Here is a 17,022-nt window from a genome sequence, read left to right on the forward strand (position 1 = left end):
TTAATCAGACTCCTTCTCAAACCAATAAGTCTTAACAACACCCTGTCCTGTATTGACCTCAGGTACTGACTCAGTACCAACCATAATCGTTGGATCACTATCGACTGTATCCACAACCGTGGGTTGCGACGGAATATTACCATGCGTCAACGTTACGACCCTATCTTGCTTATCCACATCATCATCTTCATCCAAGTCTCCCTGTGGAGTCGCATCAGATACACCTACAATATAAACTCTAGCAATACCGTTAGCGGGTTGGCAGGTTGACACACTAGGTGCCGCTGGTTCATATGTAGTGAACAATATTTGGCCATTAATCGTTAGACTTTCCGCCAATACTTTTTCACCGGTATTAGTCATTTTGATATACCACCCCTGACTTCGGTTAGTATCAGAGTTGCTCAGCCCCACTGTTGCATCTTCTCTTTCTGTACTATTCCCTTCTGTGATCAAGTTAAGCGTTGCATCATATAAATCAGATTCTGCAAGCTTGGTATAGCTGGTCGGGGCAGTATAAATATCAGTAAACTGCTTAATTAAATAAAATCTATCTTCGATGGCTTCATTTAAAGGGTGCGCTCTATAGCCAGACCCTATCGCTACCCCCATGTACCGATTCGAACCAGTAACATTTATGGACAGGTCAGGAGGATAATAAAAACGACGGTTAGAAGCCGCAGTATCTCCCGCTAAATCGGCAATTACGCCTCCATTAACCAAATCAGTTTTATCACTAACATTAGACTGATTGATATCAAAGCGCCAAACCTGCCCTCCCATATCCCCCACATAGAACTGATCAGTTAAGCCATCACCATCAATATCCACGATATTAATATCGGATGGGAGACTATAACGCATATCCGTTAGCTCTAAATTATAGGAATTATCGCTACCTGCAGACCAAAACAAACTGCCATCTTCAGCATTCACCATATAAATCGCACGCCCCATAGTATCCGCGGTACGCACATTTACATTATCCTGATTTTCGTCATAACCACCGGCAAATAACAATACATCATGTACCTCATTATCGAACCGAATCTGAAGCTTTTTCGGTGCTGACCAAGTTTGCCCTAACTCAGCAAAGCCTGTTGTTCCGGAGCTTCCTCCTTTAATTTGCCATAACATCTTAGGCGCAGCCCGATCACTCACATCTAATGCATAGTAGCTGCGCCCTCCTCGTCGCATTCCAGCATAAAGATAAACAAAATCATCATCATCAAAATAATCACCATCGTTATTCTCATCGTTACTCCAAAGAGTAATATCCCCATCCATACCATAAGGGCGAGGAGACACAATCTCATTACTATAGTAAGTATCAAGATTGCCTAATAACTCTTCCGGTATAAACGAAAAGACCTCTTCCCCAGTATCCGTATCAACCGCATGAATAAAGCCTTCGTTGGTACCTATAAAAATCGTACTATCATATGTTTGTGCATCACTATCGGAGTCATACGTCATCAGCACAGGACTAGAATGAAGAGGGTCTCCAATCGCATAGCGAGGTGTTACACCATCGCCCTCAAATCCAATAACCCAGTTTAACAATCCACTTCGATAAGATGAGGACTGGCTAGGTATATCCAAAAGGTCACGAGTGATATCTGTATTGCTACTATTTAATGGGTAAGCTGATAACAGCTCAGTACCATCATTAAGCACCGGCTGGCTGCCAAGGTATGTATAAATCCTACGGGTCTCTGGTGCTGGCAATCTGCTTGCCATACCTCCATTTTCTACACTATTACCATCAGCAGTAGCCGACCATTCACTCCGAGCATCATCCTTAAAAAAGCCGGTTGTATCATCAACCGCTGCATTACCATCAGCATCAACAACCTGAGCAGGATTACCGGCTAAACGATACTTTTTCAAATTCCCTACCCACTGGGCAGTTTCCTGTGGCTTAAAGAGAGAATAATAAATGTCATCCCTATGGCTAAAACGATTGAACTGATTAGAGGTGACACTCGGTGCTACATAGGTACTATCGGTTGCTTTAATCGATTTAATAATGGCATCGAAAGCATCAACGAGATCAGCCGATGAGCTAGCCTCATGAAAACTGCCGCCACCTTCAACCGCCATCTCCTGCATCCAATCACTGGAGAAGTTAAAACCAATGGTAAATGTTTTCACCGTTTGATCATCGCCCATGGATGCCAGCTGATCATTATTATTTAGATACGCCACCAAGTCATGTCCACAGGCGTACGCGCCACTGCCATTACAACTATCGGAATCGCCATAGCCCATCATTTCTTTAATCTTAGTTTGATCAAAACTCCCAACTGGGTTGCCATCGGTCAACATAACAATATAGTTAGCTTGACATGATTCGGTTATAGGCGATGTGTAAACAGGATTCCCTGTTATCTCTTCATCTTCACAGTAACTAGAACTCAGATTGTCAGCCGTACAACCCGCCGGCTGAACTAACGTCCCTCCGGTATATGATAATGGATGAGAAACTCGATCTTTCGCTCGTCGATAAACACCTCGTTGTTTACCGTAGTCGACCCCCTCACCTCGATAATAAAGCGCTGCTTCATAGAGTGTTTCAACTATCGGCGTGTTACCCGTTTGCTCCATCTCATTAATGATATCGATCATGGTTGTGCGGACGGTATTATTGCTAACCGGCACATCTGTCTCTTGGGCTAAATATACAAGCTTTGGCGCGAGAGTTGACCCGTCATAAGAATACGCCGATCGTCTCCCCCCCGTACCCGAAATCGTAAAGACAATGCTGTTCCCTGCCTCCCAGCCGCTACGAGCAACAACCTGCTCCATCAGATCTGAAAGATCAGGGGTGCGATGTATTTCATTTTCAGCGTCCCATGTAGAATCAATAACCCAAGACACCGTATCGTTTAGCGTGCTACGAGAAGAAGGTTTATTCGAATTGGAGAAAGCCGAAGCATCATCAACGTTTTCGGCTTCAATCACCAGCTCCACTGATCCAGAGTCTCCTCCCCCTGTTGCCGCAAACTCTATATATGCCGAGGCGATCTGAGCATCTTCATTTAACTGAATATTATTGAAACGTAAGCCTATTGTCTGATTACCACTGTTGTAATAACTATCATTAATCAGGTCAAGGTCCGTTGAATTAGTAAGGAGGTAGCCGTTAGAAAACTCTTCAACATCATCATCTTCTGAATCGATCATGACACTGTACTCATTCACCATACAGGCATCGTCATCGACGGAGTCGACATCATACTCGACACTTAGAACCGCAGACTCAGTGCTACTCAGATCAAATGACTTGGCAAACCGCGCCCCTGAGCCCTCTATTAATAACGACAGGTCATTACCACCACACCACCCTGATCGCTCGACCACCTCTTCAATCACATTAGCCAGGTCTGGTGCTTGATATGATTCACCTTCATCCCAGCTCGTAGGCGTCCAAGAAACCGAGCTTGATGTTGTATCTCGATCACTCAAATCACTGTTCGCGGTTGTAAATTCAGCGCTGTTATCAGCATCCTCAGCATAAAGAGATAAAGATGTTGAAGCACCACTGTCAGTCGCAGATACCAAGCTTAAGGTTGCAGATGTGATGTCAGCGCCCTGAGGGATCATCAAGCCCTCGAATCGCAAGCCAACCACACTATTATTAACAGACGAGACAGAATACTCATAAGTTACATGCAAAATAGGCGCAGCATCACTTTCACCATCATGAGACTCTAACTCTCGATAATTATTATTACCATCAGAAGGGTCTTCTTCGAGAATAAACGCCATTGAGTTCATAGCCGCCCAATCCGAACGGTTAACGATATGCTGAACGATGTTTGATATGTCTGTGGATTCTAAGGCGTTATTTTTGTTTGGGTTGCTTGTGAAATTCCAATTAACCTTCTCACCGGACACTTTAGTCCTATCACTAATGTCTCCCTTTGATGTCGAATATCGTTCTGGAAATGAAGAGTCTTCCCCATAGATATCAATGTAGACATTACCCGAACGCTTTTGATCAACTTCAAATTCTATAGACGCTGCAGTAATTGTTGCATCCTTCGGAATATCAACATTATTAAATCTCAAACCCACTAATTGACGCTTATTGTAATTACCACCGTCACGCATTAATTCTAGATCACTACTTCCTAGAGTCATTTGTGAATTGCTTACTCGCTCTTCGGCGTCATCATCATCATGGTTTATCTGGACATCAATAGTTCCTGATATATTGACGGATGCTTGCGTCATCAGGCTAAGCGCCTCGTTATCCAGAACAACGGTACCTCCGGATTGTTCTTCAGCATCATTGGACCCGCTACTGACCGTCGCTTCAGCAACGCCAGATAGAGCACCACCGGTTGTACTGCTAATGGACTCATCAATATAGGTGACGGGATAAATGACAGCGCCGCCTGGGTTACTAAACCGCATCAAGCCTACGTTGATGTCCTGAGCGCTATTAATGATCGTCCCTAACGCATCTTTCATCCGGTCGAGCCGCGTAGATCCCGTACCATCGGTACTCCCCATAGAACCAGACGTATCCAAAATAAAAAGCACATTGGGCCGTACACTAATATTAGTTGTGCCACCAAAAAAAATCTCAGTATCGTCTGCCCAGACAGGGGTCATGGTAAACAGTGTGCCCAAAATGCCTAAACAGAAACTTCTCATTGAGTTATTCATATTCATCAGGATCTGCCTTAATCTTCTGTTACATAAGAGATTCGATACATACCCTGAAGCAACTCCGTTGCTGCTTCATCATCAGAATCACCATACGAATCATTATCATCTACATAACCACGGCCAGAGACTTCAAACTTGTAGGTTATTGCAGAACTCAAAGAGGTACCAACAGGTATCCCTTTTCCTTGGTAAGTCATTACACTTTCAGAATTTAACCGGTTAATACCCAGATCAAAACGTCTTACATCAGAGCTACCACCGACACCCGCATCAATCGCTTCATACATCGCATCATCAGTTTCTATCACTTCATTCAACGCACTATCGGCAGCCTGGAAGGTCTGATTAGTCACTTGAGCATTAAAAGCCATTTTTTCTTCAGCCGTTGAGGTTAGCAATGTAGCCGTAACTAACACCGTAACAGCCACAATTGCCAACAGGGTAACCACTAGCACGACACCCTGTTGCCGCTTCCAGTACATCTGCCTATATTTATCGTTAATCATCATAAACCTAGTTTCTTAACTGTATCGTTGCCGTAAATGCCCTGCGTAAACGCCGATCTTGGGCATACGTTATTGCCGCCCCTGATACCGTACTTGGCTGAACAGTTGTCCCAACGAGATCATAATTAACTTTATCGTCAAACTTTTTGACTCTCTCATTTGAGACGGCCAGCACAGAGATACGAATCGCCTTAACATTGTCCATATCCAAATTAGCATCATCAGCAGACACAAAACGTAGATTTCCTGATGACAATTCCTCTCCGTAGAGCACCTTTAACCTTTCAATTCCTTCGACTATTTCAAACTCAGCTTTCTTCTGACGGTCATACCGAAACAAAGCAAAAATATCATCTCCAGATGAGCTATCTCTACCCGTATCTTTTACATAATAGGCATTAGCCTTAAACGTCATCACCCTGACCTGCTTACTAACCGTTTCTTCATAATCAATGCTTAAGTCACTGGTTTTATTCCATGCGCTACCACTATGCGCTAAAGAGTAATTTCCCGGTGACTGAGAAGTCGGATCGTTTGTCACTCTGAACATATCAGCACTATCACAATCAGTAACAATAACCATATCGCCCTTAGATATATCCTCATCTAAATCATCGATTGGAAGTGCAGAACCTTTTGCACAAACATCTCCTGGACAAGTTACTTCAGTAAAGATTGGAGAAGCATGTTGAATGTAGATCACATCCGAAGCATTAGCTGGCGCACCATCAATATCCAATTCATCATCTTCAGCCGGTTTTGCAGGGCTCCAATTTCCCGATGCATCCACAACAAAACCCTGCAATGGAATAATATCCACATTGATATCATCATCTTTAGCCACAACAGAAACAGCCATAGTATCTAGGTCAATACACCCCTGATAACCCGTCAAGCGTAAATCCCTCATCAAATAACTCAACGCAAATCGTCCGTTTCCCTGAACTTTCGCTAACGCCTGACCTGTTCGATCAGTGTTATTGGCACTAATATAAATCTGAAAAATACCCAAAATCAAAAACAAGCTAATCGCCAAACTGACCATTAACTCTACTAATGAAAAACCGTAGCAACGCTCTGATGCTTTCATTCTGTCATCACTCCGTCACCCTAAAATTTAATTCCATTTGATGACTTTCAACTCCCCGAGTATTTTCACCTGAAACATTCCAGTCATTCTCTTGCCAACTAATTGTTACCTGATACAACCCGTTATTTGCAGTGACTACACCTACAGCCGCGGGAATCAAGCTTTGATAACTAGCACCATCAACGCCGATTCCTGCTATGTCACGAAAGTGCTCCGTCCACTCTCTAATATCTTGGGCTGCCTGATCTGCATCATTGCACCCGCTTACTGACGAAATACAGTTCACTGCTGAAGGTAAATTAGCACTAGAAGAAGTATCCACTGCATAATTATCATCATCATCGAGCGCATAGCTTGCATTTAATCTAATTCGAGCGGCAATATCATATGCTATTAGGTTAGCCTGACTTCTATAATAGGCACTTTGATTTTCACTCAACCCAGAGATAGAAAGTGCAGCAATACCCAAAAGAACAATGCTCACAAGCACCAACGACACCAGCACTTCAATCAGGCTAACTCCAGACGAATACTTTTTAATCATTAAGGGCATGTAACATTCCCTCCAGAGTGCTGATTTACAACGCCATCATCATCTTCATCAACAGCTTTACGCACCGAACCTGATATATTAATCACTAACGCTTTTGCTTCAGCAACATCAGCCGTTTGAGAACAGATAATCATCGATCCAGGCTGGGCATTACTTCCTCGTAATTCACCTCTAGCGTTAAATTGAAGGCGGCCTTCAGGAAACGAAAAACCCGTTCGGCGAATAGTTTCACCCGAAGTCAATGCGGGAAATACTCTTTGAATTCGATCACCATCCCCTGCATCAAGCACTGCATCAGAGTCTTGGTCATTGAAAATAATCCAACCTCTTTCCCACAACCCCCCACCGTTACAACTAACTCCATCAGTAGAAGAACAAACAGTAACTGTCGTTGTTAATTTACCTGACTCTGTTCGCGCATAAGACAAACCACCGAGCATTTGATTAATTTCTGACGTTAATTGATTAGCTCTCAGCATAGGCCCATAGTCAGCCGTTGCCAACATTAATAGAATACTCGCGATGGCTATCGTCACCATCAGCTCAATCAGTGTAAATCCCGTTTGTTTCATTTTTAACAAAAACCACCTTTCACCATTCATCTATGAACAGTATAGATTGAAGCAAGCTCCGTTTGCCTACTGCATTGATTATATTTTAGCCAACCGAACAACTATTAGTCCGTTAGGACTACCCAAAACAGTGTATATATGTCAAATAGTGAACATAAAGAGAATAAGATTAAACCAATTAGTAAGATCTGTAACTGATTTAGCGCTTATGTTTGCATCGAAGGGGGTTGAAAGAATGGTTCTAGCCGAGCCTGATACGTCCGGCAGAGGAGATGACCAGGCTCTTTTGATCCGTACTGCCTGATACACTAATGGTAAAAGTGCCGGTATCGGCCGTAGCGCCGGCAGCACTGATTCTAACTTGCGTACGGCTAGGGATAGAAACAGCCACACCATCGGGGAAGTCGGCTTGCCTCAAACGCAGGTCATCCGCTGCCACAAAAGCACCGTCGCCGTTCTCATCAATATACACGAGAATACCCGCCCCCCAAGTATTACCGCAGCCTCCTGTTGAGGCATCCAGTGGGCACAAGGTTACTGCTTTCTTGCGGGTAACGGCTTCATAACGAGCTTGGTTATAACTATCTTTGATCAGTTGCGTAGTAGTGTTTAATCGCTGGGAGTAAAGATAGTTTGAAAGCGAAGGCATCCCCACGGTGACCAGAATGAGAAATACACTGAGAGTGACCATCAACTCAATCAAGGTAAAGCCTCTCTGATTTTGACTAGCCATACCGTCTCCGTTTACCAACAATTTTCAGCCCCAGCAGAACCTGACGCGGTCTGGCTACCGGATTGATCTAGCCCTAACGTGCCGCACTCATCAGAGACTTGCCCGCCAATAGGCTTCGCCTGCACACTAAAGCCATTCTTATTAGGCCCACCGCTAAACTGGTAGCGGGAGGCCATATCTCCCTCGGTGACACAAGACGAGGCCATCAACAGATCATCATTGCCATCACTGTCTGCATCAACCAAGGTATAGGCGATATCAGCCGCATATCGGCGCTCCATCTGCTGCGCCATATCCATTAAACACAGCCTCGCTGATTCTCGCCAACTGTGCTGAATATGCTGCATATAAGAGGGATAGGCGATAGCCGATAATAGACCGATAATCGCCACTGCAATCATTAACTCAATCAGGGTAAAACCTCGCACTGTGCGCCGAGAAGATCTACTCATCAATTACGCTCCAAATAGCGCCAACTGGCCCGACCAGTCTCTTCCGGCGCTGACTGCACTAACTCAGAATCAAGCTCATCATCATTATGAATACGCTGCAGGCCATCACCATCGACCAACTCAGTCACCCCAGTACCATTGCCTGCTCGCATACCCGACACACTGACTTTTGTGCCGTCAGCATCGGTGACTTTATCGTTCTCATCAAACACTTCGTCACCGTTATAATCCACCGAAACATAACTAAGACGGCTACCGGTATAGCGATTCAACTCCATCTCCCAGCCGTATCCACCCGCTTCACAAGGATCATTGGTATAGGTTAGGGTTGAGAAGATCACTCGCGACCCGCGCAGTACCGGTGTACTCAGCACCCGTTCGCCCAGTTGATCCGCCACACCAGAGCTATGAGGTGTTTCTAGATCCATATACCAGCCCTTATCATTATCACCAAGGCTATTGTCGCTTGTTAATCTCAACTCACGACTTTCATCACCGAAGGAGTAGAAGCCTTGAGCATCGATAGTTTGTTCTTGTAACGCATCCCGCCCCAAACTTATTTCGGCCCCCTCATCTACAATGCCGTAAAACGTTTGCAGGCTTGTCGATGACTTATCGCTAAACTCAAAATCCTTACCGGTGCCAAAATAGATCATATTGTCACCGAATGAATTCTCTGCTACCGCTAAACGTGAAGTGATTGGCTGAATCTCATCAGCATGACAGGAAGTAGCTGTACACGCCTGAAAAACCTTATAATCCAGCGCCCACTCAGCGGGATCAGCACTGTTCAGGTCAAACTTCCACACATTGCCATACAGGTCGCCACCATAAATAACATTGACCGTTTGCCCATCATCACTGACCGGTGCCAAGGTCGACATACCGTTGGGACGGTCGAGGCCTTCCGGCGCTTCATCAAGGCCAATATTCGTGGATAATTTAATCAAGGAGGAGCCACTATCGAGCCCTTGCAGATAGATCACCGCATCGCCGGACTCACTGACATGATCATCATCTACCGTATTGTTATAACCGTTCCCAAACACCAGATACCATTGATTGTCCTTTAGCTTGACGATAGCGGGCCGAGCGTAGCTGTAACCCATATCTTGATCGTCAGCATCGGTAAACTCTCGCAAGAAAATATCATCGGCCTCGCTCTCAGAGAAGTTACTCGGATCGGTCACATCCAGCAGATATACTCCCTGTCCACCGGCATTCAAACCGCCGGCCAACAGCGTGCGCCATTCGCCATCACCGTTACCGTCACGAACATAGGCATCCTGAACCGTCGGCGTGCCATCGACATAATAACGGTGACTATACTCAGGGTCGGCGAGGTCTTTTAACTCGGGCAATAAGATGGATGGAATATACGCCAGCAACTCTTCGCCGTCCGATGCTCTAAAACCATGCAGCATGCCATCGTTTGCGCCAACGTAGATCATCGGCTCGCGGGCAGAATACGTCTCTTTAAACGTCCGATAGCTGGATGAACTGTAATAAGCTGAAGGGCTAGCGACATAGATAGGGTTTGAGTGGACGATATCGCCGAGTAGCGAATTGCGACTGCGATAACCGGAAACATCATCGCCACGGATATAGTTTAGTTGGTTCTCATGTTCACTAAACCATTCATTCTTCTCGTCATTCGTAAAGCTGCTCCACCGGAAAGCTAATGCGCTGTTTCCTCTATTCGTTAAAATAACACGACTAGCTGGGGTAAGCAGTTCCTCAGCAGCCTCCCACGAAGGCGTATCACTCACCTCTAACAAACCCGTTGAGCTATTCACCGTCGTGCTATAAGCATTTAATTCGCCACTCCAGTCCGTGGTATTAAAACTCGCCTGATAAATATCAAGCCCGCTGGAGACATAACCACTGTTAGCACTCAGGCGAGTATTACTGAACGACTTACGACTAATATCAGCAAAAATACTTCTCAGTGAGGTAAGCAGTTCATCCTCGTTGCCAGCAATAAGGTATTCACCATGTCCATTTTCCGCGGCATCCTCCAGCATGTCGAGATTGATATCGAAACCAATCGTGTAGGTATACATATTTTGCAGACCCGGCTGGTCGCTCATATCGATATCCCAGCCGAACATTGCTAGGTCATCAAGGTAATAGTTAGAATAGCCCCAATCTTCTTGAGTATCGTCATCAGAATCATCCCAATTTGGCAAACGGCTCCCCGCATCAGGATCATTTATATTACTAAAATCACCATCATACTGAGGCTTACCATCGGTGACCACCACCGTAAAATTTTTCTGACACTGACTGGTTATTGGTGATGTATATTTACTCTTCTTGTGAGAAAAATGCCCCTTCATGCCTCGAAAGTAACGCGTTACCTCATAATATGCCTCTGCAATCGGTGTACTGCCGTCCGCCTCATATTCATCTAACCGGTCCAACAGATCGGTTTCATTACTACCGCACGCAAGATCAATTCGACCACCATCTGTTCGATTCAAACGAGCTAACCCAATACGCATACCATCACCGGCTTGAATAACCGCGGTAGCCGCCGAAATTGCTTGCTCCATTTTAGTTTTACCGAAGGAATAACCACTAGGGCGAGACCCCATACTCCCCGAAGTATCCATCAACAACATCACATTAGGCTCTGCGGTTTCGGCTACATCGATGGGCACATTACTAATTGTGTAATCGGCAGCGATAGCCGAGGTAGCTACTATTGCAGAGGCAGCAACAATTAGCGTTAACATCCTTGTTCTCTTCATCGTCTCACCTAAATAGTCTCACCTAAAACGTTTGCGATATTCACTTTGGAGGATCACTTCACTGTCACCGCTTTTGCCCGTACTACGACTTAGGTGACGAAATAAGCTCACCCCAGTCGTCTCGCCGTAGTCATAGCCTTGAGTTTTGTCATCCGGCGTAAAGCCTGTCAGTTCAAGCGACACCTTTGGCTGTTCATGCACAGAGCTCAGCGGGTCAGCATTAAAAGCGGTCACCGCCTGTGCACCTTTTTCCCACTCACTCACCGTGGTCAGGTCTAGCAGCTTATCTTTAAGTTCATCGCTATTGCGACCATCGACTACAAAATCGGACAAACCCGCTGCTAGATCGCTGTACTCCACAAGCTCAGGGATTGAATCCTGATCAGCGAGCCACTGTTCGGAATAGGTCAGCCCTGTTTCGGAAGCTTCAAACGCGATCGATTCATCCTGCATATTGGCCGCCATACGCGATTGCAGCACATTTGTTTTCATTGAAGTTGAAGCCATCAACCCCATTACCAGTAAAAGTATCAGCGCAACAATCAGGGTTGCTCCGCGCTGAGGCCGTTGAACTAAACGAGTTCTCATCATCAAAGCACCGCATTCCTAAGCATCGCTGTTGCTGTATAAACCTGATAAAGCCGCCGATCAGAGGTATCCACATCGGCAAACGGTGAAACCAACACCTGGGATTGATCTGTCACCCCACTGCCGGAGCTACTCACCAGCAAACTAAAACGTACGGTAATAACATCTGCCCAGTCCGTGGAAGACATATCAGCAAGCAACTTATAATCATCCACCAGATCATCGCTATTCGTATCTACCCCATACTCAAACACTAGCCCTTCAACGCCTTCAACTAACGGCTGATCTTTTCGATAAAGCGAGGGGCGAGCAACACCGGTATCACCCACATAGTAAGTCGTATCCAAACCCGGTAAATAGATAATCTCGCTTTGAATATCGCTCTGCGAGATGACTAAATTTCCATATTCAGTTTCAAAGTCTTTAACTTTTTTCGCGGTATTTTCAACGCCCAACACCGTTTCATCGGATGAGGAACCAACCCCGCTTTGCCGTAGGTCTTTTAAGAGCACACCCAGTGCAAATCGGCCATTTTCTTGAACCTCTGACATCGCATCTTGTAGTTGATAGGTGCGCGCAGAAGCAACAAAGGCAGCGAGCATAGCGGAGGTTAACAAAAGACCAATAACGGATGAGATCATTAACTCAACGAGGGTAAAGCCTTGTTGCGAACGTTTAGATGGGCCATGACAAGACATCATAGTTCCACCTCATGCTGATAGCTGGAACGGTTACCGTCATCCCGACGACCATCCCAGCTCAAAGTGATAGTAATAGTTTGGTCTGCTAGAGAGATCGTCGCATCTCCACCGGGAAGGTAAGTATTAACCCGCCCTAACCAATCAAAGAGATCATTCTTAGCCAGCTTCTCGCCGCCAGATAAACCGGCTGTACTTTTGAAATTATCGACAGTTTGGGTAGATGTGAGGGCATAATCACCAGCCAAGGCAGCTTGACGGTTGAGACGAATTCGGTCGGCCATATCACTGGCCATCATAACCGCTTGTGTACGTAGGTAGGCGCTCTGGTTTTGCTGCACCCCTCGCGCTTGCATCGCCATCATGCCAGACAGGCCGATAGCAACGAGCACCAGCGTCACTAACACTTCAATCAAGGTAGTGCCGCGTTGGGAAGAGTATAAAAATGATTTACGAGGTTCGTGCCGATGAAAAAAGAGGTCGAAGAAATAAATTTTTGACTCACATGTGGATCTACACATCACAACATCCTTGTCGCAATTAATGCAGATAATGTAGTCAACAAAAATTAAAAATGCTAGTCAGTCGCCCTCGTTATGAAATAAATCTCTGACCTAAAGCATAATTTGAATTACTCAACCGCGAGAATCTTAACTTCAAATTTAAGATTCTTACCCGCCAACGGATGATTGAAATCAATCGTCACCATCTGTTCATTAAACTCGGTTACTACGCCGGGCAACTCGCCATCAGAGCCATCGGCAAACGAAACCACCAACCCTTGCTCTAATGCCATATCGCCAAACTGTTTACGAGGTAAGCGCTGCATATTACTGGGATTAGACATACCAAAACCCTGCTCAGGCAAGATATCAATAACCGCCTCTTCACCGGCCTTCATACCTAACAATGCTTGCTCAAAACCATCAAGCAGTTGGCCATCACCCACTACAAAGGTAGCAGGTTTACTCTCAAAGTTAGAATCAACCACCTGCCCATCCGCTAATTTGATAGCGAAATGCAGCGTAACGGTAGCATCCGGTACAATTGTCTGTTGTGACATAACTCAGACCTTATTTAGATTTATTTTGGTTATCCGAAGACCATAACATATCAATAATCAGCATACCTGCGCCAATCGTAATCGCAGTATCCGCCAGATTAAAAGCAGGAAAGTAATAACCGTTATAGTGCAGCGAGATAAAATCGACCACATAACCATGGACAACCCGATCATACAGATTACCCAGTGCGCCCCCTAACACCAGCGCCAAACCAGCGCCTAGCCAGTGTTGCTCGCGGGGCGTACGTGCCATCCACACCAACAACATCCCACTAACCGCAATAGCAATCAGGGCAAACAACCAGCGCTGCCAGCCCCCAGCCGAAGCCAAGAAACTAAATGCCGCGCCGGTATTATGCAGTAACGTTAAATCGAAGACCGCTAACTGCGGATGTGGAACACCATAAGGTAGTAAGCTGCTGGCCTGATACTTAGTAAACAGATCCAGCACAATAACCACAATAACTAACCACAGCCAAGACAGTGCAGTACGAGATGTCTTCACGATACTCACCTCAGGCGAAGCTTCGCTGCTCACCATCGCCGACGACATTATCAACACATCGTTCGCACAGCTCTTCATGCTCTGGATGATTACCCACATCTTCACGGTGATGCCAGCAACGACCACACTTAGGCTGCTCACTCTTAATCACGGTAATGCTCAAACCATCCAATTCAGTGGCAACCGCATCCACAGCTTCAGCTGCCGGACGTACTGCAGCCTTAGAAGTAATCAGTACAAACCGTAGTTCATCAGCCAATTTTTCCAATTGAACCGCTAACTCGGGAGCACAATACAGAGTGACTTCCGCTTCTAAGCTGCCACCGATATGGCCCGCATTCCGCTGATTTTCCAATTCTTTGTTGACCGCAGTTTTAACCGCCAACACTTGCGCCCAGTAATCACGCCCCATCTCAGCACTGTCATCCAGTGTGGTTAGGCCGGTATACCAAGTCGCTAATTGTACTGATTCAGCCCGCTCACCCGGCAATTCCTTCCAGATTTCATCGGCGGTAAAGCTCAGAATCGGAGCGATCCAACGCGCCATGGCTTCAACAATATGATACAGCGCGGTCTGGCAAGAACGACGGGCAACCGAATCAGACTTCGCGGTGTACTGTCGATCTTTAATGATATCCAGATAGAAACCGCCCAGATCCAAAGAGCAAAAATGGGAAATCTTCTGATAAACCTGCAACATCTGATACTGATCGTAATGACCCGTTAGTTCATCCTGCAGACAGGCTGCGCGATCAACCGCCCAGCGATCCAGCGCCACCATATCGGCTGGCGCCACCATATCCGTTGCTGGGTTAAAGCCTTCAAGGTTCGCCAACAAGAAGCGCGCCGTGTTACGAATCCGACGATAGGCATCGGCGGTACGCTTAAGAATCTCGTCAGAGACGGTCATCTCAGAACTAAAGTCTGTCGAAGCGACCCAGAGACGCAAAATATCCGCGCCGTATTTGTTCATCACTTCCTGCGGAGAGACAACGTTACCCACCGACTTAGACATCTTCCGGCCATCACCATCAACGGTGAAGCCATGAGTCAGCACCTGTTTATAAGGTGCACAGCCTTTGATAGCAATACTAGTCTTCAGGGAAGACTGGAACCAGCCACGATGCTGATCGGAGCCTTCAAGATACATATCAGCTGGGAACTGCAGACCTTCGGTGCGATCCAGTACCGAGTAGTGAGTCACACCGGAATCAAACCAAACATCTAGAGTGTCCAATACTTTTTCGTATTGATCGGCATCATCGCCCAGCAATTCGCTCGCATCCAGATCAAACCAAGCATCGATACCCGTTTGTTCAACTTTGAGCGCCACTTCTTCGATCAAACGCGGCGTTTCTGGGTGCAACTCGGCGGTGACTTTATTGACAAACAGTGCGATTGGCACGCCCCAAGTACGCTGACGGGATACACACCAGTCAGGGCTTTGCTCAACCATCGATTCAATACGGTTCTGCCCCCAACTAGGGAACCACTCAACGCCTTTAATCGCTTCTAAAGCATCTTTTTTCAGGCCTTTCGCTTCCATACTGATAAACCACTGCGGTGTCGCACGATAGATCAGAGGTGTCTTGGTGCGCCAGCAATGAGGATAGCTGTGGCTGAATTTATTCTTCAATAGCAAGCGGTCGTTAGCTTCCAGCGCCGCTACAATCGTATCTTCAACTTTATACACATGCTGACCCGCAAACTCGCCAGCATTTTCAGTGAAAACACCATCCGGGCCTACCAGATTTAGCGTACCGATACCGTAAGCACGACCAACATTGAAATCTTCTACACCATGATCAGGCGCGGTATGCACTGCACCGGTACCCGCATCTGTGGTGACATGATCACCCAGAATCACCGGCACCTGCTTATCGTAAAATGGATGCTGCAGCGACTGATGCTCCAACGCCTCCCCTTTACAGTGACCCACAATGCGATACTCTTCGATGCCATAACGTTGCATCGCATCTTCAACCAAGGCTTCAGCGATGAGCAAACGCTCACCGGCGACCTGTACTAAGACATAATCCAACTCAGCATTCAGCGATACCGCTTGGTTTGCTGGCAGCGTCCAAGGCGTCGTCGTCCAGATAACAACAGTCGCTTCGCCTTCGCCGGAAAGATCACTAAAGCAGCTGAGGAAAGCCTCTTGATCAACTGGGGCAAAACGCACATCGATGGCCAGTGAGGTTTTATCCTGATATTCAACTTCGGCTTCAGCCAAGGCAGAACTACCCACAACACTCCAATAAACTGGCTTATAACCCTTTACTAGATGGCCATTCTCAGCGATACGGCCCAGCGCGCGGATAATGTTCGCTTCAGTGGCGAAGTTCATCGTCAGGTAGGGATTTTCCCAGTCACCCAACACACCTAAGCGGATAAAGTCTTTCTTCTGGCCTTCGACCTGACGGGTTGCGTATTCACGGCATTTCTTACGGAAATCACTGTAAGAAACTTTGACGCCGGCTTTGCCGATTTTCTTCTCAACATTATGTTCAATTGGCAGACCATGACAGTCCCAACCCGGCACATAGGGCGCATCAAAACCCGCCATCGTGCGGGATTTAACGATAATATCTTTCAGAATTTTGTTTACCGCATGACCGATATGGATGTCGCCGTTAGCGTAAGGAGGGCCATCATGTAAAATAAATTTTGGCCGACCAGCACTGACTTCACGAATCTTTTGATAAAGATCCATTTTCTGCCACTGTTTCAGCATCTGCGGCTCTTTCTGAGCCAGATTGCCGCGCATCGGGAACTTAGTATTCGGTAAGTTCAGGGTCGGTTTATAATCGGTCATTGTCGTATCGCTTC

At 46.2% G+C, this 17,022-nt stretch carries 14 protein-coding genes; all 14 read right to left on the reverse strand.

All coding sequences use genetic code 11. The features are described from left to right. The 14 genes from KO512_RS00790 to ileS all read right to left on the reverse strand — a co-directional run bounded on the left by KO512_RS00790 (nt 1) and on the right by ileS (nt 17,008). On the reverse strand, nt 1-4,683 hold the full coding sequence (locus KO512_RS00790; RefSeq protein WP_215950432.1) for a PilC/PilY family type IV pilus protein: 4,683 nt from the start codon (nt 4,681-4,683) through the stop codon (nt 1-3). An 11-nt stretch (nt 4,684-4,694) separates the two neighbouring features. Then, on the reverse strand, nt 4,695-5,189 hold the full coding sequence (locus KO512_RS00795) for a pilus assembly PilX family protein (protein ID WP_215950433.1): 495 nt from the start codon (nt 5,187-5,189) through the stop codon (nt 4,695-4,697). Between the two features lie 4 nt (nt 5,190-5,193). Continuing rightward, nucleotides 5,194-6,276 (reverse strand): PilW family protein, encoded by a 1,083-nt coding sequence (locus tag KO512_RS00800; protein ID WP_215950468.1) that lies wholly within the window; start codon nt 6,274-6,276, stop codon nt 5,194-5,196. A 7-nt stretch (nt 6,277-6,283) separates the two neighbouring features. Continuing rightward, nucleotides 6,284-6,829, reverse strand: coding sequence for a type IV pilus modification protein PilV (gene pilV / locus KO512_RS00805; protein WP_215950434.1), 546 nt, complete (start codon nt 6,827-6,829; stop codon nt 6,284-6,286). Further along, nucleotides 6,820-7,401 carry a GspH/FimT family pseudopilin gene (locus KO512_RS00810; RefSeq protein WP_252734711.1) on the reverse strand — a complete coding sequence of 194 codons (582 nt, stop codon included), beginning with the start codon at nt 7,399-7,401 and terminating at the stop codon, nt 6,820-6,822. Before KO512_RS00810 ends, pilV (KO512_RS00805) begins: the two co-directional genes overlap by 10 nt. Before the next feature lie 241 nt (nt 7,402-7,642). After that, complete coding sequence (locus KO512_RS00815; protein ID WP_215950469.1) at nt 7,643-8,134, reverse strand: GspH/FimT family pseudopilin; 492 nt, start codon at nt 8,132-8,134, stop codon at nt 7,643-7,645. A gap of 11 nt (nt 8,135-8,145) precedes the next feature. Beyond that, nucleotides 8,146-8,586 (reverse strand): type IV pilin protein, encoded by a 441-nt coding sequence (locus KO512_RS00820; protein WP_215950436.1) that lies wholly within the window; start codon nt 8,584-8,586, stop codon nt 8,146-8,148. After that, nucleotides 8,586-11,339: a pilus assembly protein gene (locus KO512_RS00825; protein WP_215950437.1), complete on the reverse strand. Its 2,754-nt coding sequence runs from the start codon at nt 11,337-11,339 to the stop codon at nt 8,586-8,588. The genes KO512_RS00820 and KO512_RS00825 overlap by 1 nt, the downstream gene beginning before the upstream one ends. A gap of 18 nt (nt 11,340-11,357) precedes the next feature. Next, on the reverse strand, nt 11,358-11,930 hold the full coding sequence (locus KO512_RS00830) for a pilus assembly PilX family protein (protein ID WP_215950438.1): 573 nt from the start codon (nt 11,928-11,930) through the stop codon (nt 11,358-11,360). Beyond that, nucleotides 11,930-12,628: a PilW family protein gene (locus tag KO512_RS00835; RefSeq protein WP_215950470.1), complete on the reverse strand. Its 699-nt coding sequence runs from the start codon at nt 12,626-12,628 to the stop codon at nt 11,930-11,932. Before KO512_RS00835 ends, KO512_RS00830 begins: the two co-directional genes overlap by 1 nt. After that, a complete protein-coding gene (gene pilV / locus KO512_RS00840; protein ID WP_215950439.1) occupies nt 12,625-13,146 on the reverse strand; it encodes a type IV pilus modification protein PilV in 522 nt (173 codons plus the stop codon). The genes KO512_RS00835 and pilV (KO512_RS00840) overlap by 4 nt, the downstream gene beginning before the upstream one ends. A gap of 110 nt (nt 13,147-13,256) precedes the next feature. Beyond that, nucleotides 13,257-13,688 (reverse strand): FKBP-type peptidyl-prolyl cis-trans isomerase, encoded by a 432-nt coding sequence (locus KO512_RS00845; protein ID WP_215950440.1) that lies wholly within the window; start codon nt 13,686-13,688, stop codon nt 13,257-13,259. Between the two features lie 10 nt (nt 13,689-13,698). Continuing rightward, complete coding sequence (lspA, locus tag KO512_RS00850; RefSeq protein WP_303493350.1) at nt 13,699-14,193, reverse strand: signal peptidase II; 495 nt, start codon at nt 14,191-14,193, stop codon at nt 13,699-13,701. Nucleotides 14,194-14,203: 10 nt separating this feature from the next. After that, nucleotides 14,204-17,008, reverse strand: coding sequence for an isoleucine--tRNA ligase (ileS, locus tag KO512_RS00855; protein ID WP_215950441.1), 2,805 nt, complete (start codon nt 17,006-17,008; stop codon nt 14,204-14,206). Between the last annotated feature and the right edge of the window lie 14 nt (nt 17,009-17,022).

The organism is Amphritea atlantica, assembly GCF_018860855.1.
GTDB classification, from domain to species: Bacteria; Pseudomonadota; Gammaproteobacteria; order Pseudomonadales; family Balneatricaceae; genus Amphritea; species Amphritea atlantica_A.

What these genes read in the sequence shown, in the direction of transcription:
- KO512_RS00790 (WP_215950432.1), bottom strand. Translation starts at nt 4,683, where the DNA reads ATGAATATGAATAACTCAATGAGAAGTTTCTGTTTAGGCATTTTGGGC.
- KO512_RS00795 (WP_215950433.1), bottom strand. Translation starts at nt 5,189, where the DNA reads ATGATGATTAACGATAAATATAGGCAGATGTACTGGAAGCGGCAACAG.
- KO512_RS00800 (WP_215950468.1), bottom strand. Translation starts at nt 6,276, where the DNA reads ATGAAAGCATCAGAGCGTTGCTACGGTTTTTCATTAGTAGAGTTAATG.
- pilV (WP_215950434.1), bottom strand. Translation starts at nt 6,829, where the DNA reads ATGCCCTTAATGATTAAAAAGTATTCGTCTGGAGTTAGCCTGATTGAA.
- KO512_RS00810 (WP_252734711.1), bottom strand. Translation starts at nt 7,401, where the DNA reads ATGAAACAAACGGGATTTACACTGATTGAGCTGATGGTGACGATAGCC.
- KO512_RS00815 (WP_215950469.1), bottom strand. Translation starts at nt 8,134, where the DNA reads ATGGCTAGTCAAAATCAGAGAGGCTTTACCTTGATTGAGTTGATGGTC.
- KO512_RS00820 (WP_215950436.1), bottom strand. Translation starts at nt 8,586, where the DNA reads ATGAGTAGATCTTCTCGGCGCACAGTGCGAGGTTTTACCCTGATTGAG.
- KO512_RS00825 (WP_215950437.1), bottom strand. Translation starts at nt 11,339, where the DNA reads ATGAAGAGAACAAGGATGTTAACGCTAATTGTTGCTGCCTCTGCAATA.
- KO512_RS00830 (WP_215950438.1), bottom strand. Translation starts at nt 11,930, where the DNA reads ATGATGAGAACTCGTTTAGTTCAACGGCCTCAGCGCGGAGCAACCCTG.
- KO512_RS00835 (WP_215950470.1), bottom strand. Translation starts at nt 12,628, where the DNA reads ATGATGTCTTGTCATGGCCCATCTAAACGTTCGCAACAAGGCTTTACC.
- pilV (WP_215950439.1), bottom strand. Translation starts at nt 13,146, where the DNA reads ATGTGTAGATCCACATGTGAGTCAAAAATTTATTTCTTCGACCTCTTT.
- KO512_RS00845 (WP_215950440.1), bottom strand. Translation starts at nt 13,688, where the DNA reads ATGTCACAACAGACAATTGTACCGGATGCTACCGTTACGCTGCATTTC.
- ileS (WP_215950441.1), bottom strand. Translation starts at nt 17,008, where the DNA reads ATGACCGATTATAAACCGACCCTGAACTTACCGAATACTAAGTTCCCG.